This is a genomic window from Pseudoalteromonas piscicida, assembly GCF_002208135.1.
GTDB lineage: Bacteria > Pseudomonadota > Gammaproteobacteria > Enterobacterales > Alteromonadaceae > Pseudoalteromonas > Pseudoalteromonas piscicida_A.
In genome coordinates this window covers 1637738-1653518 of the sequence record NZ_CP021646.1, presented here as the reverse complement: position 1 = coordinate 1653518, position 15781 = coordinate 1637738, and the positions used below count along the sequence as shown (strand labels likewise).

The 15781-nt window shown below is 43.7% G+C and carries 12 protein-coding genes and 2 pseudogenes; 8 read left to right on the top strand and 6 right to left on the bottom strand.

Annotated elements, in window-relative coordinates; genetic code table 11:
- Positions 1-65: 65 nt before the first annotated feature.
- The 4 genes from rplT to thrS form a co-directional block, all read right to left on the bottom strand.
- Positions 66-425 carry a 50S ribosomal protein L20 gene (rplT, locus tag B1L02_RS07850; RefSeq protein ID WP_010376973.1) on the bottom strand — a complete coding sequence of 120 codons (360 nt, stop codon included), beginning with the start codon at positions 423-425 and terminating at the stop codon, positions 66-68.
- Between the two features lie 15 nt (positions 426-440).
- Positions 441-641 carry a 50S ribosomal protein L35 gene (gene rpmI / locus B1L02_RS07845; RefSeq protein ID WP_010604868.1) on the bottom strand — a complete coding sequence of 67 codons (201 nt, stop codon included), beginning with the start codon at positions 639-641 and terminating at the stop codon, positions 441-443.
- A 181-nt stretch (positions 642-822) separates the two neighbouring features.
- A complete protein-coding gene (gene infC / locus B1L02_RS07840) occupies positions 823-1386 on the bottom strand; it encodes a translation initiation factor IF-3 (protein WP_088530586.1) in 564 nt (187 codons plus the stop codon).
- Positions 1387-1442: 56 nt separating this feature from the next.
- Positions 1443-3353 carry a threonine--tRNA ligase gene (gene thrS, locus B1L02_RS07835; RefSeq protein WP_088530585.1) on the bottom strand — a complete coding sequence of 637 codons (1911 nt, stop codon included), beginning with the start codon at positions 3351-3353 and terminating at the stop codon, positions 1443-1445.
- Between the two features lie 229 nt (positions 3354-3582).
- Here thrS and B1L02_RS07830 point away from each other — a divergent pair, with 229 nt between their 5' ends.
- From B1L02_RS07830 to B1L02_RS07815, 4 genes are all read left to right on the top strand, one after another.
- Complete coding sequence (locus B1L02_RS07830; RefSeq protein ID WP_088530584.1) at positions 3583-4575, top strand: endonuclease/exonuclease/phosphatase family protein; 993 nt, start codon at positions 3583-3585, stop codon at positions 4573-4575.
- Positions 4576-4609: 34 nt separating this feature from the next.
- Complete coding sequence (locus B1L02_RS07825) at positions 4610-5056, top strand: DUF3010 family protein (protein WP_088530583.1); 447 nt, start codon at positions 4610-4612, stop codon at positions 5054-5056.
- A 176-nt stretch (positions 5057-5232) separates the two neighbouring features.
- On the top strand, positions 5233-6420 hold the full coding sequence (locus B1L02_RS07820) for a hypothetical protein (protein WP_088530582.1): 1188 nt from the start codon (positions 5233-5235) through the stop codon (positions 6418-6420).
- Positions 6421-6509: 89 nt separating this feature from the next.
- A complete protein-coding gene (locus B1L02_RS07815; RefSeq protein WP_088530581.1) occupies positions 6510-8354 on the top strand; it encodes an ABC transporter ATP-binding protein in 1845 nt (614 codons plus the stop codon).
- On the opposite strand, the gene B1L02_RS07810 is transcribed toward B1L02_RS07815, so the two are convergent.
- A complete protein-coding gene (locus B1L02_RS07810; RefSeq protein ID WP_088530580.1) occupies positions 8338-8940 on the bottom strand; it encodes a TetR/AcrR family transcriptional regulator in 603 nt (200 codons plus the stop codon). The two genes, B1L02_RS07815 and B1L02_RS07810, sit on opposite strands and share 17 nt — an antisense overlap.
- Before the next feature lie 423 nt (positions 8941-9363).
- Here B1L02_RS07810 and B1L02_RS07805 point away from each other — a divergent pair, with 423 nt between their 5' ends.
- A complete protein-coding gene (locus B1L02_RS07805) occupies positions 9364-10536 on the top strand; it encodes an efflux RND transporter periplasmic adaptor subunit (protein WP_088530579.1) in 1173 nt (390 codons plus the stop codon).
- Between the two features lie 4 nt (positions 10537-10540).
- A complete protein-coding gene (locus B1L02_RS07800; RefSeq protein ID WP_088530578.1) occupies positions 10541-13714 on the top strand; it encodes an efflux RND transporter permease subunit in 3174 nt (1057 codons plus the stop codon).
- A gap of 9 nt (positions 13715-13723) precedes the next feature.
- On the opposite strand, the gene B1L02_RS24990 is transcribed toward B1L02_RS07800, so the two are convergent.
- The gene (locus B1L02_RS24990; RefSeq protein WP_257790109.1) at positions 13724-13846 is read right to left on the bottom strand and encodes a hypothetical protein; all 123 of its coding nucleotides are present in this window, start codon (positions 13844-13846) and stop codon (positions 13724-13726) included.
- A 59-nt stretch (positions 13847-13905) separates the two neighbouring features.
- On the opposite strand from B1L02_RS24990, the pseudogene B1L02_RS07795 reads away from it, so the two are divergent.
- Together B1L02_RS07795 and B1L02_RS25170 are read left to right on the top strand one after the other, a co-directional pair.
- Positions 13906-15155, top strand: a pseudogene (locus B1L02_RS07795) (AMP-binding protein); the annotation flags it as partial.
- Positions 15156-15376: 221 nt separating this feature from the next.
- Positions 15377-15532, top strand: a pseudogene (locus tag B1L02_RS25170) (AMP-binding enzyme); the annotation flags it as partial.
- Between the last annotated feature and the right edge of the window lie 249 nt (positions 15533-15781).

The window sequence follows — 15781 nt, the reverse complement described above, 5'->3', positions numbered from 1 at the left end:
AAAAGGAGCCATAGGCTCCTTTTCAATACCAGATTTAGTCTTAAGACTAAATCTAGTTCTGCTTATTAAGCAGCTAGACCATCTTTTGCTTTTGCAACTAGTGCTGCGAAAGCTACTTGGTCGTATACTGCGATATCAGCTAGGATCTTACGATCGATTTCAATCGATGACTTTTTAAGGCCATTGATGAAACGGCTGTAAGAAAGACCATTTTGACGTGCAGCTGCGTTGATACGAGCAATCCATAGTTGACGGAAAGTACGTTTCTTAGCACGACGGTCACGGTAAGCATATTGACCAGCTTTAGTTACCGCTTGGAAAGCTACGCGGTAAACGCGTGAACGCGCTCCATAGTAACCTTTAGCTTGCTTTAATACTTTTTTGTGACGTGCACGTGCAACTACGCCGCGTTTAACTCTTGCCATTTCTGATATCCTCTATTAAGCGAATGGTAACATACGATCGATTAGGCCTAGGTCATTCTTATGAACCATAGACTTAGCACGAAGGTGTAATTTACGCTTTGAAGATTTCTTAGTCAGAATGTGACGAAGATGCGACTGTTTACGCTTGTAACCGCCAGAAGCAGTCTTTTTGAAGCGCTTAGCAGCACCTCTGTGTGATTTTAGCTTATAAGCCATTTGCAATAACTCCGAATGATATTGCTTTAACACAATGTAAGTAGGCGGAGATAAACTCACTTGTAGGCCTAGCTTACTTCCTAAAACCGGTGAAGGTTCAATACCTTACTTTAAAACCGGATAACGCAGGTGGCGTTAGCACTTGAGACCTGCGTTAAATTCGATGCGTATTATGCCGAGATTAAGACTTTTTAGCAATAGGTGCCATCATCATTATCATCTGACGACCTTCTACTCTTTTCGGGAAAGACTCAACAGATGCGATATCTTCCAACTCAGTCTTGATACGGTTTAACAGGTCGATACCAATTTCTTGGTGCGCCATTTCACGACCACGGAAGCGAATTGTGACTTTAGCTTTGTCGCCACCCTCAAGAAACTTGCGAAGGCTACGTAGCTTAACTTGGTAATCACCAACATCAGTACCAGGACGGAATTTGACTTCCTTAACCTGAATTTGCTTTTGCTTTTTCTTTTGTTCTTTTTGGATTTTTGCTTTTTCAAAAAGGAACTTACCGTAGTCCATCACTTTACAAACCGGAGGTTCCGCGTTTGGACTGATCTCAACCAGATCTAGACCTGCTTCTTCCGCCATGTTTTGTGCGTCTCTTGTTGAGACAATGCCAGCTTGCTCGCCTTCAGCGTCAATTAAGCGAACCTCTTTCGCTGTAATCTCTTCGTTAATACGATTTTTCTGAGCGTTATTTTGCCCTTTTTTGCCGCCTCTAATGGTACGTTCCTCCAAAAAATTCAAAAGTAAATGCGTGCACCAGAAAAAGTAATGTACACGCAAGTTTATATTTATAGTCGATTTTTAATCTCTTCGCTAACTTTAACGATGAAATCGTCAATCGAGAATTTACCTAAATCTTCACCAGTACGGGTTCTTACCGCAACTTCTTGTTGCTCGACTTCTTTGTCACCCACCACTAGTAAATAAGGTATACGTTTTAAAGTATGCTCGCGGATTTTAAAACCAATCTTCTCATTTCTCAAGTCGGCACAAGCTCTTATTCCAAGTTTATTCAACTTTTGTACAACTTCGTGGACATAATCCGCTTGTTTATCCGTGATATTCATGATCACAACTTGCTTAGGCGCAAGCCAAGTTGGGAATTGACCAGCGTACTCTTCCGTTAGAATACCAATAAACCGCTCCAGTGAACCTAGAATTGCGCGGTGGATCATCACGGGCGTTTTACGCTCATTGTTTTCAGCAACATAAGTTGCACCTAAGCGACCAGGTAGTGCAAAGTCTAATTGTACTGTACCACATTGCCACGCACGTTCTAAACAGTCATACAGCGTGAATTCAATCTTAGGACCGTAAAACGCCCCTTCACCAGGTAGATATTCAAACTCAATGTCGTTAGCTTTCAACGCTTCAGCCAATGCAGCTTCGGCTTTATCCCACATTTCGTCTTCACCAATGCGCTTTTCTGGACGAGTAGATAGTTTTACAACGATCTTGTCAAAACCAAATGTTGAGTACGTGTCATATACCATTTTGATACAGGCAGATACTTCATCCATGATTTGCTCTTCTGTACAGAAGATATGCGCATCATCTTGAGTAAAGCCACGAACGCGCATCAATCCATGTAGTGCGCCTGATGGCTCATTACGGTGACAACAACCAAACTCAGCCATACGCAGTGGTAAATCACGGTACGATTTTAGACCTTGGTTAAAGATCTGTACGTGACCTGGACAGTTCATCGGCTTAATAGCATACTCACGCTTCTCTGACTCCGTCGTGAACATGGCATCTGAATACTTGTCCCAGTGACCTGATTTTTCCCACAAGCCTCGGTCCATCATCAAAGGACCTTTTACTTCTTCGTACTGATATTCGCGTAGTTTTTCACGAACAAAATCTTCAAGCTCGCGATAAATACTCCAACCATCGTTGTGCCAGAATACCATACCGGGCGCTTCTTCTTGCCAGTGCCACAGATCGAGTGCTTTACCAATTTTACGGTGATCACGCTTTTCGGCTTCTTCCAAACGTTTAAGATACGCTTTTAGCTGCTTCTTGTCAGCCCACGCTGTACCATAGATACGCTGTAGCATCTTGTTTTCTGAATTGCCACGCCAGTATGCGCCTGCCACTTTCATAATTTTGAAGTGGTGACAGAACTTCATATTTGGTACGTGTGGACCACGACACATATCGACATATTCTTCGTGGTGATACAAACCTGGGCGGTCATCTTTAGCGATATTCTCGTCTAGGATTTCCATCTTATAGGTTTCACCGCGTGCTGCAAATGCATCGCGCGCTTCTTGCCAGCTCACTTTTTTCTTCACTACGTCATAGTCGGTCTTTGCCAACTCCAACATACGCTTTTCAATTGCTTCAAGATCTTCTTGAGTAAGCGAGTGCTCTAGGTCAACATCGTAATAGAAACCGTTATCGATGGTAGGACCAATCGCCATTTTTGCTTCTGGAAACAATTGTTTTACAGCGTGACCAATCAAGTGCGCACACGAGTGGCGAATAATCTCAAGGCCGTCATCGTCTTTAGCGGTAATGATTTCAAGTGCTGAGTCATTTTCAATGAGGTCACAAGCATCAACACGAACGCCATTAACACGGCCAGCAATCGTTGCTTTGGCAAGGCCAGGACCAATGTCTTGAGCGACTTCTAGAGTAGTTACAGGGTTTTCAAAAATACGCTGACTGCCGTCAGGGAGAGTAATAACTGGCATGATAAATCCTATTTACAGTGGTGACACCTACAATGCATCACATGTATTTAATTAATTTTAAAGTGTGCCTATCAACGCTTTTACGAATAAGCATTGTCTTGCGCGAATTATCACGGCTCATCCGAGGACTTTCGAATAAGAAGCACTATTCTCGCGTGTTACTTGGCTAAGTGCAAGCCTAGAGCTAAAATTAATCTATTAATTTACAAAAACTATTTTGGAATTATCCGTGACCAAAAAGCGTTATCGGTTTGCAACCTTTAATCTACTAAATTTTGCAGCACCGCCTTATTCTTTTTATCAACTTCATGAGCACTATAATGAAACACAGTGGCAAACCAAAACTCAGTTCATCACGGGGCTCATTCAGCATATAAATCCTGATGTCATTGTGTTTCAAGAGGTCTTCTCACCTGATAGCTTACAAATGCTGTGCGAAGACTTAGGTCTCGTCCACTTTGCCACGGTAGACGCGCCAAGTCCTGATCTCGTTTATCCATCGGTACTATTTAAACCGGTGGTCGCTATCGCATCAAAACTACCGTTTAAATCTTTTGCGCCTTTAGAGCCCTGCCCTGAATTACTCGAATACCTTAATAATCAACATCAATTCAAATTCAATCGTACACCGATAAAATGTAAGTTCGATATACCTGGGTTTGGTTTACTCGCTTGCTATGCAGTTCATTTTAAATCTCAACGAGTCCATTCTATGGCCCACATGCTTGGTGAATCCAATCAAGATGACCCGCTACTGACATTACTTCACGAAACCGTAGGTACGATGCAGTCCCAGATATCACGTTCGCTCGAAGCTTCAATCATTTATTACGATGCATTAAAGACACAACGAGAGAAGCAAGCTGCAACATTGGTGATGGGCGACTTCAATGATGCATTAGACAGCCCCGCGTTATCGTTTATGACGCAAGCTTTTCCTCCCGTCCTTTCTAGTAATGGATTCGACAGTGTCGGTTTGTTCGACAGTTTTCTTTATGCCGATAACAATCACAAAGCAAAGCCTGCCAGCCATTACTATCAAGGTGAAGGCAACGTACTTGATTACATTCTCTGTTCAAAAGAATTTAATCCCAACCGAGAAGCGCCCAGAGTGAAGTCTTTACACTATTACAGCTACGATGCCCACCTTGATCCAAAGCGCACCGACGAAGATATTTGCTATTCTGACCATGCAGCGATAGCAATAGAAATAACACTGTGAGATAATTCAATTTTTGCATAATCTGGACACGAAAATGAGAACACTTGGGGTTGAAATTTCAGGCAGCGAAGCCCTGCTTTGTATGCTAACGAAAGAAGATGATGTTTTTGATATCAGAGACATCCGCCAGCGCCGCTTTACTTTAAGCAACCAAGGGACCGAACTTGATGAAATGCGCAAGTTCCAATTCGACTTTGCAAAACTAGTAGAAGATTACGGCGTCGATTCCATCGCCATCCGTCAGCGCCCACACAAAGGTAAATTCGCAGGTAGTGCAGCTGGTTTTAAAATGGAAGCTGCAATCCAATTAATTCCAGGTGTTGATGTACAATTACTATCAGGCACCGAGGTTAAAGAGCAATTAAAAAGAAACCCGATCCCTGTTGACTATGAGGACACCGGGTTGAAAAAATTTCAAGAGCAAGCTTTCATCAATGCCTATGTTTACATCCTTCGTAAAACATACGGCAAAGAAGAATAATCATATCAGTGGCCAGAAGTGATATACCTTCTGGCCTTTTTATTTTCTTCCACTCCCCGCCTCTCTAAATAATCAAAATATAAAATCCTTGTAAAAATTTCGCTTTGATTTTATTCAGCACTACTCGCTTTTATGTTATTAATATTATCGTAATAAACCGCAAGGAGTGGATTTAGGTGTTACTTCAACAATATGGAAAAGCCGTTATTTTTTGCGCATGTTTGCTGATATCAATGCATGCTTTAGCAAACTCCAGTACTAGCCCAGCTTCGTTAATCTTTAGTGTCAACTCGGATAAACGTGTGTTTGAAAACACGCAGTCACTTGAAAACCAAATACCAATCAAAGGACATCTAGACAGCAGCTCAGCAAACATTCAATATGCAGCAACCTACCATTCTATCGTCGGTAATTATTTTGAAGCAGAAAAACTTACCTCAGGGGTCATCAACCCGGACATGTTGCTGAACGATTATCAGCTGGTTCCTGCGCTAGAAGTGATAGAGCAAAAGGCAACTGAAACGCGTATTACTATGGTCAACGAAGCGTATCACAATGCTAAACACAGAGCGCTAACGATTGCCCTATTGAAGCCTTTATATGTACAAGGCTACCGCTACCTCGCATTAGAGGCGCTTACCCCTCAGACAGCCGTTGAGCAGCAAATAAATAAACATGGCTTTACAACATACGAACATGGGATTTACACCATGGAAGCCACATACGCTAGCTTAATATTTGAAGCCAAATCACTTGGCTATGAGATTATTAGTTACGATCACGACTCACAAAATGATAGAGCCAAAGCAGCGGCTGAACAATTAAAAGAAAAAGTCTTTAATAACAACCACGATGCTAAATTACTCGTCCATTTAGGGTTTTCTCAACTAGATGAACAAAACCAGCTGGCGAGTGAACTCAAGCAGATATTAAAAATTAACCCACTTACCGTGGATCAGGTGCGCTTATCTGAGGTTAAATCAGTGAGTAGCAATACTCCTCTGCTGCTTGCACGCGTAGCAAGTCAATCTCAGCACTATTCTTCAGATCCGGAAAAGTTTGATCTTTCTGTAACCTGGCCCAAAACCACAAAAATCAATAACAGGCCCAGTTGGCTTTCTTCAACATTTGACCTGCAAAAGCAGTCGCTCGGTGTATGTAAAAAGGTTTTTCCATGCTACTTAGAGCTATCATTTTTTGTCGAGGAAGGTAAAAAACTCGTCCCAATCGACAAAATAACGGTAGAAAAACCATATGATCAGGTTTATTTGAAACACTATTCTACGCCACTGACTTTAAGTAGTTATAATGCTGTCACAGGTGAGCTAATTACACAAAAACTGCTAAACCAAAAGCCGCTATAATAATTAGTGCGAATTGAGCACCAATCTGTGACTCGCGCATTTCATACTATCAAGGTAGACTAGCAGCTGAACAAATTTAGGGATTATCCATGTATCGAGTTTTTGAACGCTTTACCAAACCCTTTCCCGAGCAAGAAGTAGGTCAGCCACCACAAGGTCTGTTGGCTTTTTGTCGCTTCTATACTAAAGGAATGGAATTACCCTTAGTATTTATGTCGCTAAGTGCTGCGGTCCTCGCAATTTTAGAAGTAACATTGTTTGGCTTTATGGGTGATTTAGTTGACTGGCTCTCCACTTATACACCACAAACTCTATTTGAAGCCAAACAAACTGAGTTAATCAGAATGTCTGTGATCACGTTAGTGGCCTTGCCGCTATTGGTATTTTTCCACAGCGCCATTTTACATCAGAGTTTATTGGGCAACTACCCAATGGCTATTCGCTGGCAAGCCCACCGTTACTTGCTAAAACAATCTATGACATTTTATCAAGACGAGTTTGCTGGCCGCATTGCAACTAAAGTGATGCAAACCGCCCTAGCTGTGCGCGAGTCAGTCATGAAGCTACTCGATGTGCTGGTTTATATTTTAGTGTATTTCACCGCTATGCTCGCACTTGTTGCAAGCAGTGATTTACGTTTGATGATCCCACTGATTATTTGGCTTGGATGCTATATCTGTTTCCAATTCTATTTTGTTCCTAAATTAAAACGTGTTTCTAGCGAACAGGCTGATGCTCGCTCAGAAATGACGGGGAGGATCGTTGATAGCTATACCAATATTTCAACCGTAAAGCTTTTCTCTTATACCAAGCGAGAAGAGGAATATGCCAAAGACAGCATGGATGTATTTATTCAACCTGTATATAAGCAAATGCGCTTAGCTACAAGCTTAAACGTGAGTATTCAAGCCTTAAATTATCTGCTGGTCTTTTCCGTCGCGGCACTTTCCATCTATTTATGGTCTTTTAATGCCATAACCGCTGGCGCAATAGCAATTACGGTAGGCTTAGCTTTACGACTAAATGGTATGGCACAGTGGATAATGTGGGAAATTAGCGGTCTATTCGAAAATATTGGTACGGTTGCAGACGGCATGAACACGCTCTCTAGACCGCTTGATATTGTTGATCAACAAACAGCGCCACAGTTAGATTTTAAAGCCGGAAAAATCGAATTTTGTAACACTACCTTCGCTTATAAGCGTAAAGATGCAGCGAGACAACATAACGTCATCGACAATCTAAATCTACTTATCAAACCTGGTGAAAAAATTGGTGTGGTTGGCCGCTCTGGTGCGGGTAAATCGACCTTAGTGAACTTACTATTGAGATTCTATGATACTGATGGTGGCAGCATCGAAATTGATGGCCAAAATATCGCTAAGGTCCAACAAGAAAGTTTACGACGTCATATCGCCATGGTGACCCAAGATACTTCTTTGCTCCATCGCAGCGTTCGCGACAATATCCTTTATGGCCGCCCTGATGCATCTGAGGACGAGCTAATTGCAGCAACAAAGGAAGCACAGGCTTACGACTTTATCCAAGACTTAGAAGATAGTCATGGTAATACCGCCTTTGACGCACAAGTTGGTGAACGCGGTGTGAAACTATCAGGTGGTCAACGCCAACGTATCGCCATTGCTCGTGTCTTGTTAAAAAATGCGCCAATTTTAATTTTAGACGAAGCCACATCTGCTTTGGATTCAGAGGTTGAACAAGCGATCCAAGAGAGCTTAGATGCACTGATGGAAGGTAAAACCGTTATTGCGATTGCCCATAGATTATCTACGATCGCACAAATGGACAGACTAATCGTGATGGATGAAGGTCGGATAGTTGAAGAAGGAAGCCATCAATCCTTGCTAGCCTTAGGTGGTATTTACGCCAAGCTTTGGTCGCATCAAACCGGTGGATTTATTGGTGTTGAGTAACGCCATTACAAAATAGCGCTACCGCCTTTTCAACCAAGATATCAAGCTCTGCTTCTGGAAGTGGAGCTTGCCATTTTATCGCGCGCTCCCAATAGCCTAGCTTTTTCAGCGCTCCCCAGAAGTACGCCGCGGAAAAATCCGCATCAAAACTACCAAGGCACCCCGAATTCGCCGCATCTTCGAACCATTGGATCATCGCGGCCTCACAGTGACTAAACTTCTCATTTAGGTTCTGTGCTTGCTCAAAACTGCGCATTGATTCAATCATCACAATGCGCGACAAACGCATGTAATCCTCGTCATTCAACAAAGTCATTGCACTTTTCGCAAGGTGCTGCAGTTGCACTGAAAAGTCATAGTTTGGGATAAATTGTATAGCAGTTATCGGCTTAATCCGCTCAATTAACAGCTCAACAACGGCATCAAAGAGCTCGTCTTTGGTCGAGTAATGTTTGTATAACGTGCGCTTAGATACCTCCGCAGATTGACTGATCGACTCCATCGTCGTCGCCTGCAAGCCTTTTTGAGCGAACTCTTCTATCGCTGCACATAAAATTGACTGCTGTTTTGGTGAAAGTTGCGTCATCTACTTATTCTGTCTTTAATTAATGGTGGGAATAGCGAGCCATCGATAGCTGCTACTCACATGGTCAGTTGCATACCAAGAACGATTTCTCTATGTTATTTAGAGATAAGTCCTCTTCGTAATAAATCAACATTCCCTTTATTTTAATCAATAAAGTCGTTAATAAAAAGTACACATGATCGTATACCTAAATTTAAGAAAAGTACACGCAACCGTTTACCTTTTATTTCTTTAAGTATACACTACCGTTTACTTGTTTAATTGTCGAACAAATTGCCTTTACTTTGGTGTGGTTAAGGTATGAAATGAAGTCGCTTGTCTGATTGCATCCAGTCGAGTGTGCGTTATTAAAGGCAAATTGCAAGGTAGTTCCCCGCTAAAGCCGGGGCAGCATAAAATGATAATATAGGAATTGGAGTGTTCATGTATCCAGCATCAATACGCAGTCGTGTTAAACACCTATCTTTTTTAATGCTCACGCTAGGCACTTTGTCAGCGTGTTCAGAAGCACCACAGCAAGGCGGCCATGCAATGCCACCTGCACAAGTGAGTGTGCAACAAGTAACTACTCAATCAGTGCCATTCGATATCGAACTTCCGGCAACGCTCGCGGGTGATAAAGAAGTAGAAATTCGCTCTCGAGTTTCTGGGATTATCGAATCTCGCAACTTTGAGGAAGGTCAGTTTGTGAAAGCTGGTCATTCACTATTTACTATCGAGCTTAAGCCTTTTGAATTAGCGGTAGATAAAGCACAAGCAGCACTTCAAGCAGCAAAAGCAAACGTTGATCAAACTAAGCGCGAAAGTGAGCGGCTTGAGCGCTTGAAAAACGAGCGTTCAGTATCAAAACGCGACTTTGATAATTCAGTATCTGCCTACGACATTGCGGTTGCGAATTTAGAATCTGCGAAAGTAGCATTGAGTGAAGCCAAGCTGGACCTGGAATATGCCAAAGTTGAAGCGCCGGTTTCAGGCATTGTGGGGCGTGAGTTGATGTCTGAAGGCAGTTATGTTTCAGGTCCCAGTGTGCTTTTAACTGAGCTTACCGACATCAGCACTATTCGTGCTCGATTTGGCTTTTCAGAGCGTGAGCAACTAACAATGCGCCAAGATGTAGAAAACGGCTCATTGTCATTACCAGCTCATAATGAATTTGATACCACGATTATTCTGCAAGACGGTTCACTATATGGACAAGTCGGTAAAGTAAACTTTAGCGACGTTCGTGTAAACCGCTTCACAGGTACTAGTGAATTACAAGCACGTATTCCTAACGAAAACGGCGAGCTAAGACCTGGTCAGTTTGTCCGAGTTAAGCTCTCTGGTGCAGTACGTAATAACGCCATTGTAGTTCCGCAAAGAGCGGTACTAGACAACGGTACAGGTAAATTTGTGTACATTGCCACCGAAAATGAACAAGGTGCAACCGTTGCCCTACCCGCACCGGTCAAAGTTGGTGAATGGGTCAAGCTTAATAATGAGAATATGTGGGTTATTCGCGAAGGCTTAAAAGAAGGACAACCTGTCATTGTTGAAGGAATGGCGAGGATCTTCTTCCCAGGAATGCCGGTGTCTGTGAGCGAGCAAGGAGAATAATCTGATGTTCTCCAAATATTTTATAAACAGGCCTATTTTCGCCTTTGTTATCTCTATCGTGATTGTGCTCGCGGGCCTTGCGGCAATGCGCAGTTTACCTGTCGCACAGTATCCCGAAATTGCGCCACCTCAAGTTGAGGTACGTGCGGTATATCCTGGTGCATCTGCGGATGTATTGGAACAAACCGTTGCAACCCCTATCGAGAACGCGATTACCGGTGTTGAAGGCATGATGTATATGACATCAACCAGTACTAACTCGGGCGTAACAACTATCGCGGTTACTTTTGAGATTGGAACGGATGTTGATCAGGCTGCTGTAGATGTAAACAACCGGGTGAAGCAAGTAGAAGCGCGTCTCCCTGAAGAAACTAGACGCCAAGGCGTGGTGGTTCAAAAAACATCTTCTAACTTCTTGCAAGTCCACGCGTTCTATTCGCCAGATGGGACACGAGATAGCCTCTGGACATCTAACTATGTCACCATGAATATTCTCGATCGCGTCAAGCGTATTCCTGGCACGACTAACGTGCAAATCTTCGGTGCTAAAGACTACGCCATGCGTATTTGGTTGCGTCCTGATATTATGAGTCAACTACAAGTCACAGCAGACGATATAGCAGGTGCGATCAGAGAGCAAAACTCTCAGTATGCAGCGGGTAGTATTGGTGCGACACCGACTTCTCAAGACGCGCAATCGCTAGTTTATAGTGTCACCGCAAAAGGACGTTTATCGACGGCTGAAGAGTTCGAAAATATTATTGTTCGTGCAAACCCAGATGGCTCAACACTGCGCCTTAAGGATGTTGCTCGCGTAGAACTTGGCTCTAAAGACTATAACTTCCAAGGTACCATTAACGGTAAGGAAGCCGTATTACTCGGTGTCTTCCTGCAACCGGGCGCGAATGCGCTAGATGTAGCCAAAGCTGTAGAAGCTGAAATTGAACAGATCAAACCTCAGTTCCCTACTGGTCTTGCTCACGTTAATTCCTACGACACCACGCGCTTTGTAGAAGTATCAATTCGAGAGGTGTTAAAAACGCTTGGTGAAGCAATGATCTTGGTATTCTTAGTAGTTTACCTATTCTTGCAAAACTGGCGTGCAACGCTCATTCCAACGCTTGCTGTACCCGTCTCTTTACTCGGTACATTTGCAGGTCTGTATATGCTCGGTTATTCAATTAACACGCTGACACTGTTTGGCATGGTATTATCGATTGGTATCGTGGTAGATGACGCCATCGTGGTACTTGAGAACGTCGAACGTATTATGCATGAGCAAGGCTTGCAGGCTAGAGAAGCGGCGGTTAAAGCGATGCAAGAAGTCAGCGGCCCCGTTGTCGCGATTGTATTGGTATTGTGTTCGGTGTTTGTACCTATCGCTTTCCTAGGTGGGTTAACAGGCGAGCTATTCCGCCAATTTGCGATCACTATCTCCATCTCTGTAAGTTTATCCGGTGTGGTTGCACTGACGATGACGCCTGCACTGTGTGTATTGCTGCTTAAGCACGAGCACAAACAAGATGCCAAGTTTTTCTTGTGGTTCAATGACTGGTTCCATCGTGTAACTGGACGCTATGTTGGTGCGGTTAGCTTTATGGTTCGCCGTGGTCTTGTAGGCCTAACACTGATGGTAGCGATGATTGGTGCGACGGTATTCCTGTGGCAAAAAACGCCAAGCTCTTTAGTACCAGACGAAGACCAAGGTTACTACATGATTGCAGTGTTCTTACCAGATGGGTCGTCATTAGAGCGCACCGCTAAAGTGGCAGATGAAGTGATTGCCGCTGCGAAATCAAATCCAGCAAACGAAAACGTCGTGTCGTTTACGGGGATGGACTTCATCGGTGGTGGCTTCAAAAATAGCGCGGCCACTATGTTCGTGACGCAAACACATTGGGATCAACGTGATGTGTCAGCGAAAGAACTGGTTGGTGAGCTGTTTATGAAAACCGCGCATATCAACGAAGCGCTTGTGCTGGCGTTTAACCCACCGCCAATTTTCGGCTTGGGCACGACAGGCGGGTTTGAAGTCTTCTTGCAAAATAAAGGCGGCTCCGATCCTGCTAAATTAAAGCAAGGCATGCAGATGATCATGGCCGAAGCGCAGAAGAGCCCTATTCTTACCGGTATTCAAACGCTGTGGCGTCCTGATGCTCCACAGCTAAAGGTGCATATGGATCGAGAGCAAGCGCGTGCCATGGGGGTCAATATCAACTCTGCGTTTAATGCACTTGCGGCTAATTTAGGTAATTACTACGTCAATGACTTCAATAAGTTTGGTCGGGCATGGCAAGTGATTATGTCTGCAGAAGCCGAGTTTAGAATGACGCCGGAAGATGTGGGACGCATTTATGTGAAAAACAATCGTGGCGAAATGGTACCAATTTCTGCATTTACGGATGTTGAGTATAGTCGGGGCCCAGAAACCATGAATCGTTACAATAACTTATCTGCAGTTAAGCTAATGGGCGAAGCAGCACCTGGCTACAGCTCCGGCCAAGCTATCGCGGAGTTTGAGCGTATCGCCAACAAAGTGCTACCACCAGATATGACTTACGAGTGGACAGGTTCCGCGTTTCAAGAAAAGCAAAACTCTGGCACAACTGGTATTGCACTTGGTATGGCCGTGATCATGGTATTTTTGATCCTCGCAGCACTGTACGAGCGCTGGTCATTGCCATTCTCGGTTATGTTGGCACTGCCGTTTGGTACTTTCGGTGCACTGGTCTCAATCTGGATTGCGGGACTAACCAACGATGTGTACTTCCAAATCGGTTTGGTTACTCTACTCGGCCTTGCCAGTAAGAACGCCATTCTTATTGTCGAATATGCGCTAATGAAGTATCAAGAAGGTTGGAGTCCAGCAACCGCAGCCCTTGAAGCGGCAAGACTGCGTTTTAGACCTATTATCATGACTTCACTTGCTTTCATACTTGGCGTAGTTCCACTGGTTATGAGTTCTGGAGCTGGTGCAGGAGCAAGGCACAGTGTAGGTACTGGTGTTATGGGTGGTATGCTCTCGGCTACCTTCCTCGCAGTATTCTTCTTGCCGCTGTTCTTCTATTGGTTAATGGCAAGACGTATGTCAGAGAAGCGTTCTAAGCAAGAACTTTCAGATGAAATCGCTAGGCATCATAAAGATGAGCATGTCGATACAGATGAAGGGTTAGCTTAATAACGTCCCTTAAGTTAAACTGTAAAACGCCTGAACTTTCAGGCGTTTTTTTATATCAATTAAAGCTGCTCTCCGCCTTTCCACTACTTCGCCATCACACACTTTATCACTATCCATTAGTCTTAATTTCATGCTTTTCGTCCAATTACACTTGATTTTGTCGACAATTAGGTTATCACTGGTAAAGCATAATGATAACAACTAGAGATCAACAGCAAGGACAAGATATGACAACAGAGAGCCAAGTATTAAATGCAAATGCACTGACAAAAAGTTACTTCAAGGGCCCACAAGGAGAACCCCTAACTCAACTCACCATAGGGCAATATCTAGAAGATATTGTCGACAATTATCCGGAAAGAGAAGCCATTGTTGTCTCTCATCAGTCAGTTCGCTTAAATTATCGTGAGTATCTCGCAAAAATAAATCAACTTGCCGCAAGCCTTTTAGCTGTGGGCATACAACCAGGGGATAGAGTTGGGATTTGGTCTCCAAACAATCTTGAATGGAGTCTAGTGCAATTTGCAACCGCTAAAATTGGCGCAATCATGGTGTGCATTAACCCCGCCTATCGCCCAAGCGAGCTTGAATACGTGCTAAACAACGTTGAATGTAAAATGTTAGTCATGGCGAAATCTTTTAAACATAGCCATTACGTTGACATGATAAGAGAGCTGGCACCAGAATCTTATGGCTGCATGTTTGGCGAATTGTCCTCACAGCGCCTTCCCTCGCTCAAGCAGATTGTGCTGATTGACGACGATGTTGAGCCAGGCCTGATGAATTTTAGCGCCTTGTTGTCTAAAGCAAATGAGGCACACTATCTTGAGGCAAATGCGATTGCGGCCAATCTCAGTGCCAGTGATGCTATCAATATTCAATTTACTTCTGGGACCACAGGCAACCCTAAAGGCGCCACCCTCACCCACAGCAATATCCTAAATAACGGATTACTGGTCGCCAACGCAATGAAGCTCACAGAGCGAGACAAGCTTTGTATTCCCGTGCCGCTTTATCATTGTTTTGGCATGGTGCTCGGTAATCTCGTTTGTATCAGTAAAGGGCGTGCGCTGTGTTCCCTAACGATAGCTTTGATCCGCTTGTTACTTTACAAGTTGTCGAACAAGAAAAATGTACAGGGCTTCATGGCGTGCCAACTATGTTTATTGCGCAATTAGAACACTCAGACTTTACGCAGTTTGATTTATCTTCATTGCGCACAGGCGTGATGGCAGGTTCCACCTGCCCCGAAAAAGTCATGCGCCAAGTACAAACACAAATGCATATGACCGATGTACTCATTGGTTACGGGCAAACCGAGTGCAGCCCAATCAACAATATTACCGAAATCAATTCGCCTGTAGAGAAACGCGTGCAGACTGTTGGTCGCGCTATGCCACATACCGAGGTCAAAATTATTGACGAGCTTGGACATATCGCACCTATCGGTACACCAGGTGAAGTATGTGCTCGTGGGTATTGCGTCATGAAAGGCTATTGGCAAGACCCAGAAAAAACAGCAGCAACCATTGATGACGATGGCTGGCTACATTCTGGCGATTTAGGCGTGATGGACGACGAAGGGTTCGTCAGCATTGTCGGCCGTATAAAAGATATGATCATTCGCGGTGGTGAGAATATTTACCCCGAGAAATTGAGGAAGTGCTTTATCATCATAACGATATTCAAGATGCCGCCGTCTTTGGGATCAAGGACGAAAAATATGGTGAGGAAGTATGTGTTTGGGTTCAACTTAAACCCGGACACTATATTTCGGAAGATGATATTCGTGTATTTTTAAAAGATAAGCTCGCCTACTTCAAAGTGCCAAAACACATCAAGCTCGTTGAAAATTATCCGATGACGGTCACAGGCAAACTGCAAAAGTTCAAAATGCGAGAGCAAATGGAAAGTGAGCTTGATGCATTTGTCGAGTCTCAGTAACTAAGGTGAGTAAATGGTGAGCAAAATCCTAGCTCACCACTTACGTAGCTCTTACAACGCTTTTGAAAACTTTGCTCTGTAAAAATCACACCCACCGCTAAGCCACTACTCAACCAATTGTTT

What these genes read in the sequence shown, in the direction of transcription:
- rpmI (WP_010604868.1), bottom strand. Translation starts at nt 641, where the DNA reads ATGGCTTATAAGCTAAAATCACACAGAGGTGCTGCTAAGCGCTTCAAA.
- B1L02_RS07825 (WP_088530583.1), top strand. Translation starts at nt 4,610, where the DNA reads ATGAGAACACTTGGGGTTGAAATTTCAGGCAGCGAAGCCCTGCTTTGT.
- B1L02_RS07810 (WP_088530580.1), bottom strand. Translation starts at nt 8,940, where the DNA reads ATGACGCAACTTTCACCAAAACAGCAGTCAATTTTATGTGCAGCGATA.
- B1L02_RS07815 (WP_088530581.1), top strand. Translation starts at nt 6,510, where the DNA reads ATGTATCGAGTTTTTGAACGCTTTACCAAACCCTTTCCCGAGCAAGAA.
- B1L02_RS07800 (WP_088530578.1), top strand. Translation starts at nt 10,541, where the DNA reads ATGTTCTCCAAATATTTTATAAACAGGCCTATTTTCGCCTTTGTTATC.
- B1L02_RS07805 (WP_088530579.1), top strand. Translation starts at nt 9,364, where the DNA reads ATGTATCCAGCATCAATACGCAGTCGTGTTAAACACCTATCTTTTTTA.
- thrS (WP_088530585.1), bottom strand. Translation starts at nt 3,353, where the DNA reads ATGCCAGTTATTACTCTCCCTGACGGCAGTCAGCGTATTTTTGAAAAC.
- B1L02_RS24990 (WP_257790109.1), bottom strand. Translation starts at nt 13,846, where the DNA reads ATGAAATTAAGACTAATGGATAGTGATAAAGTGTGTGATGGCGAAGTA.
- rplT (WP_010376973.1), bottom strand. Translation starts at nt 425, where the DNA reads ATGGCAAGAGTTAAACGCGGCGTAGTTGCACGTGCACGTCACAAAAAA.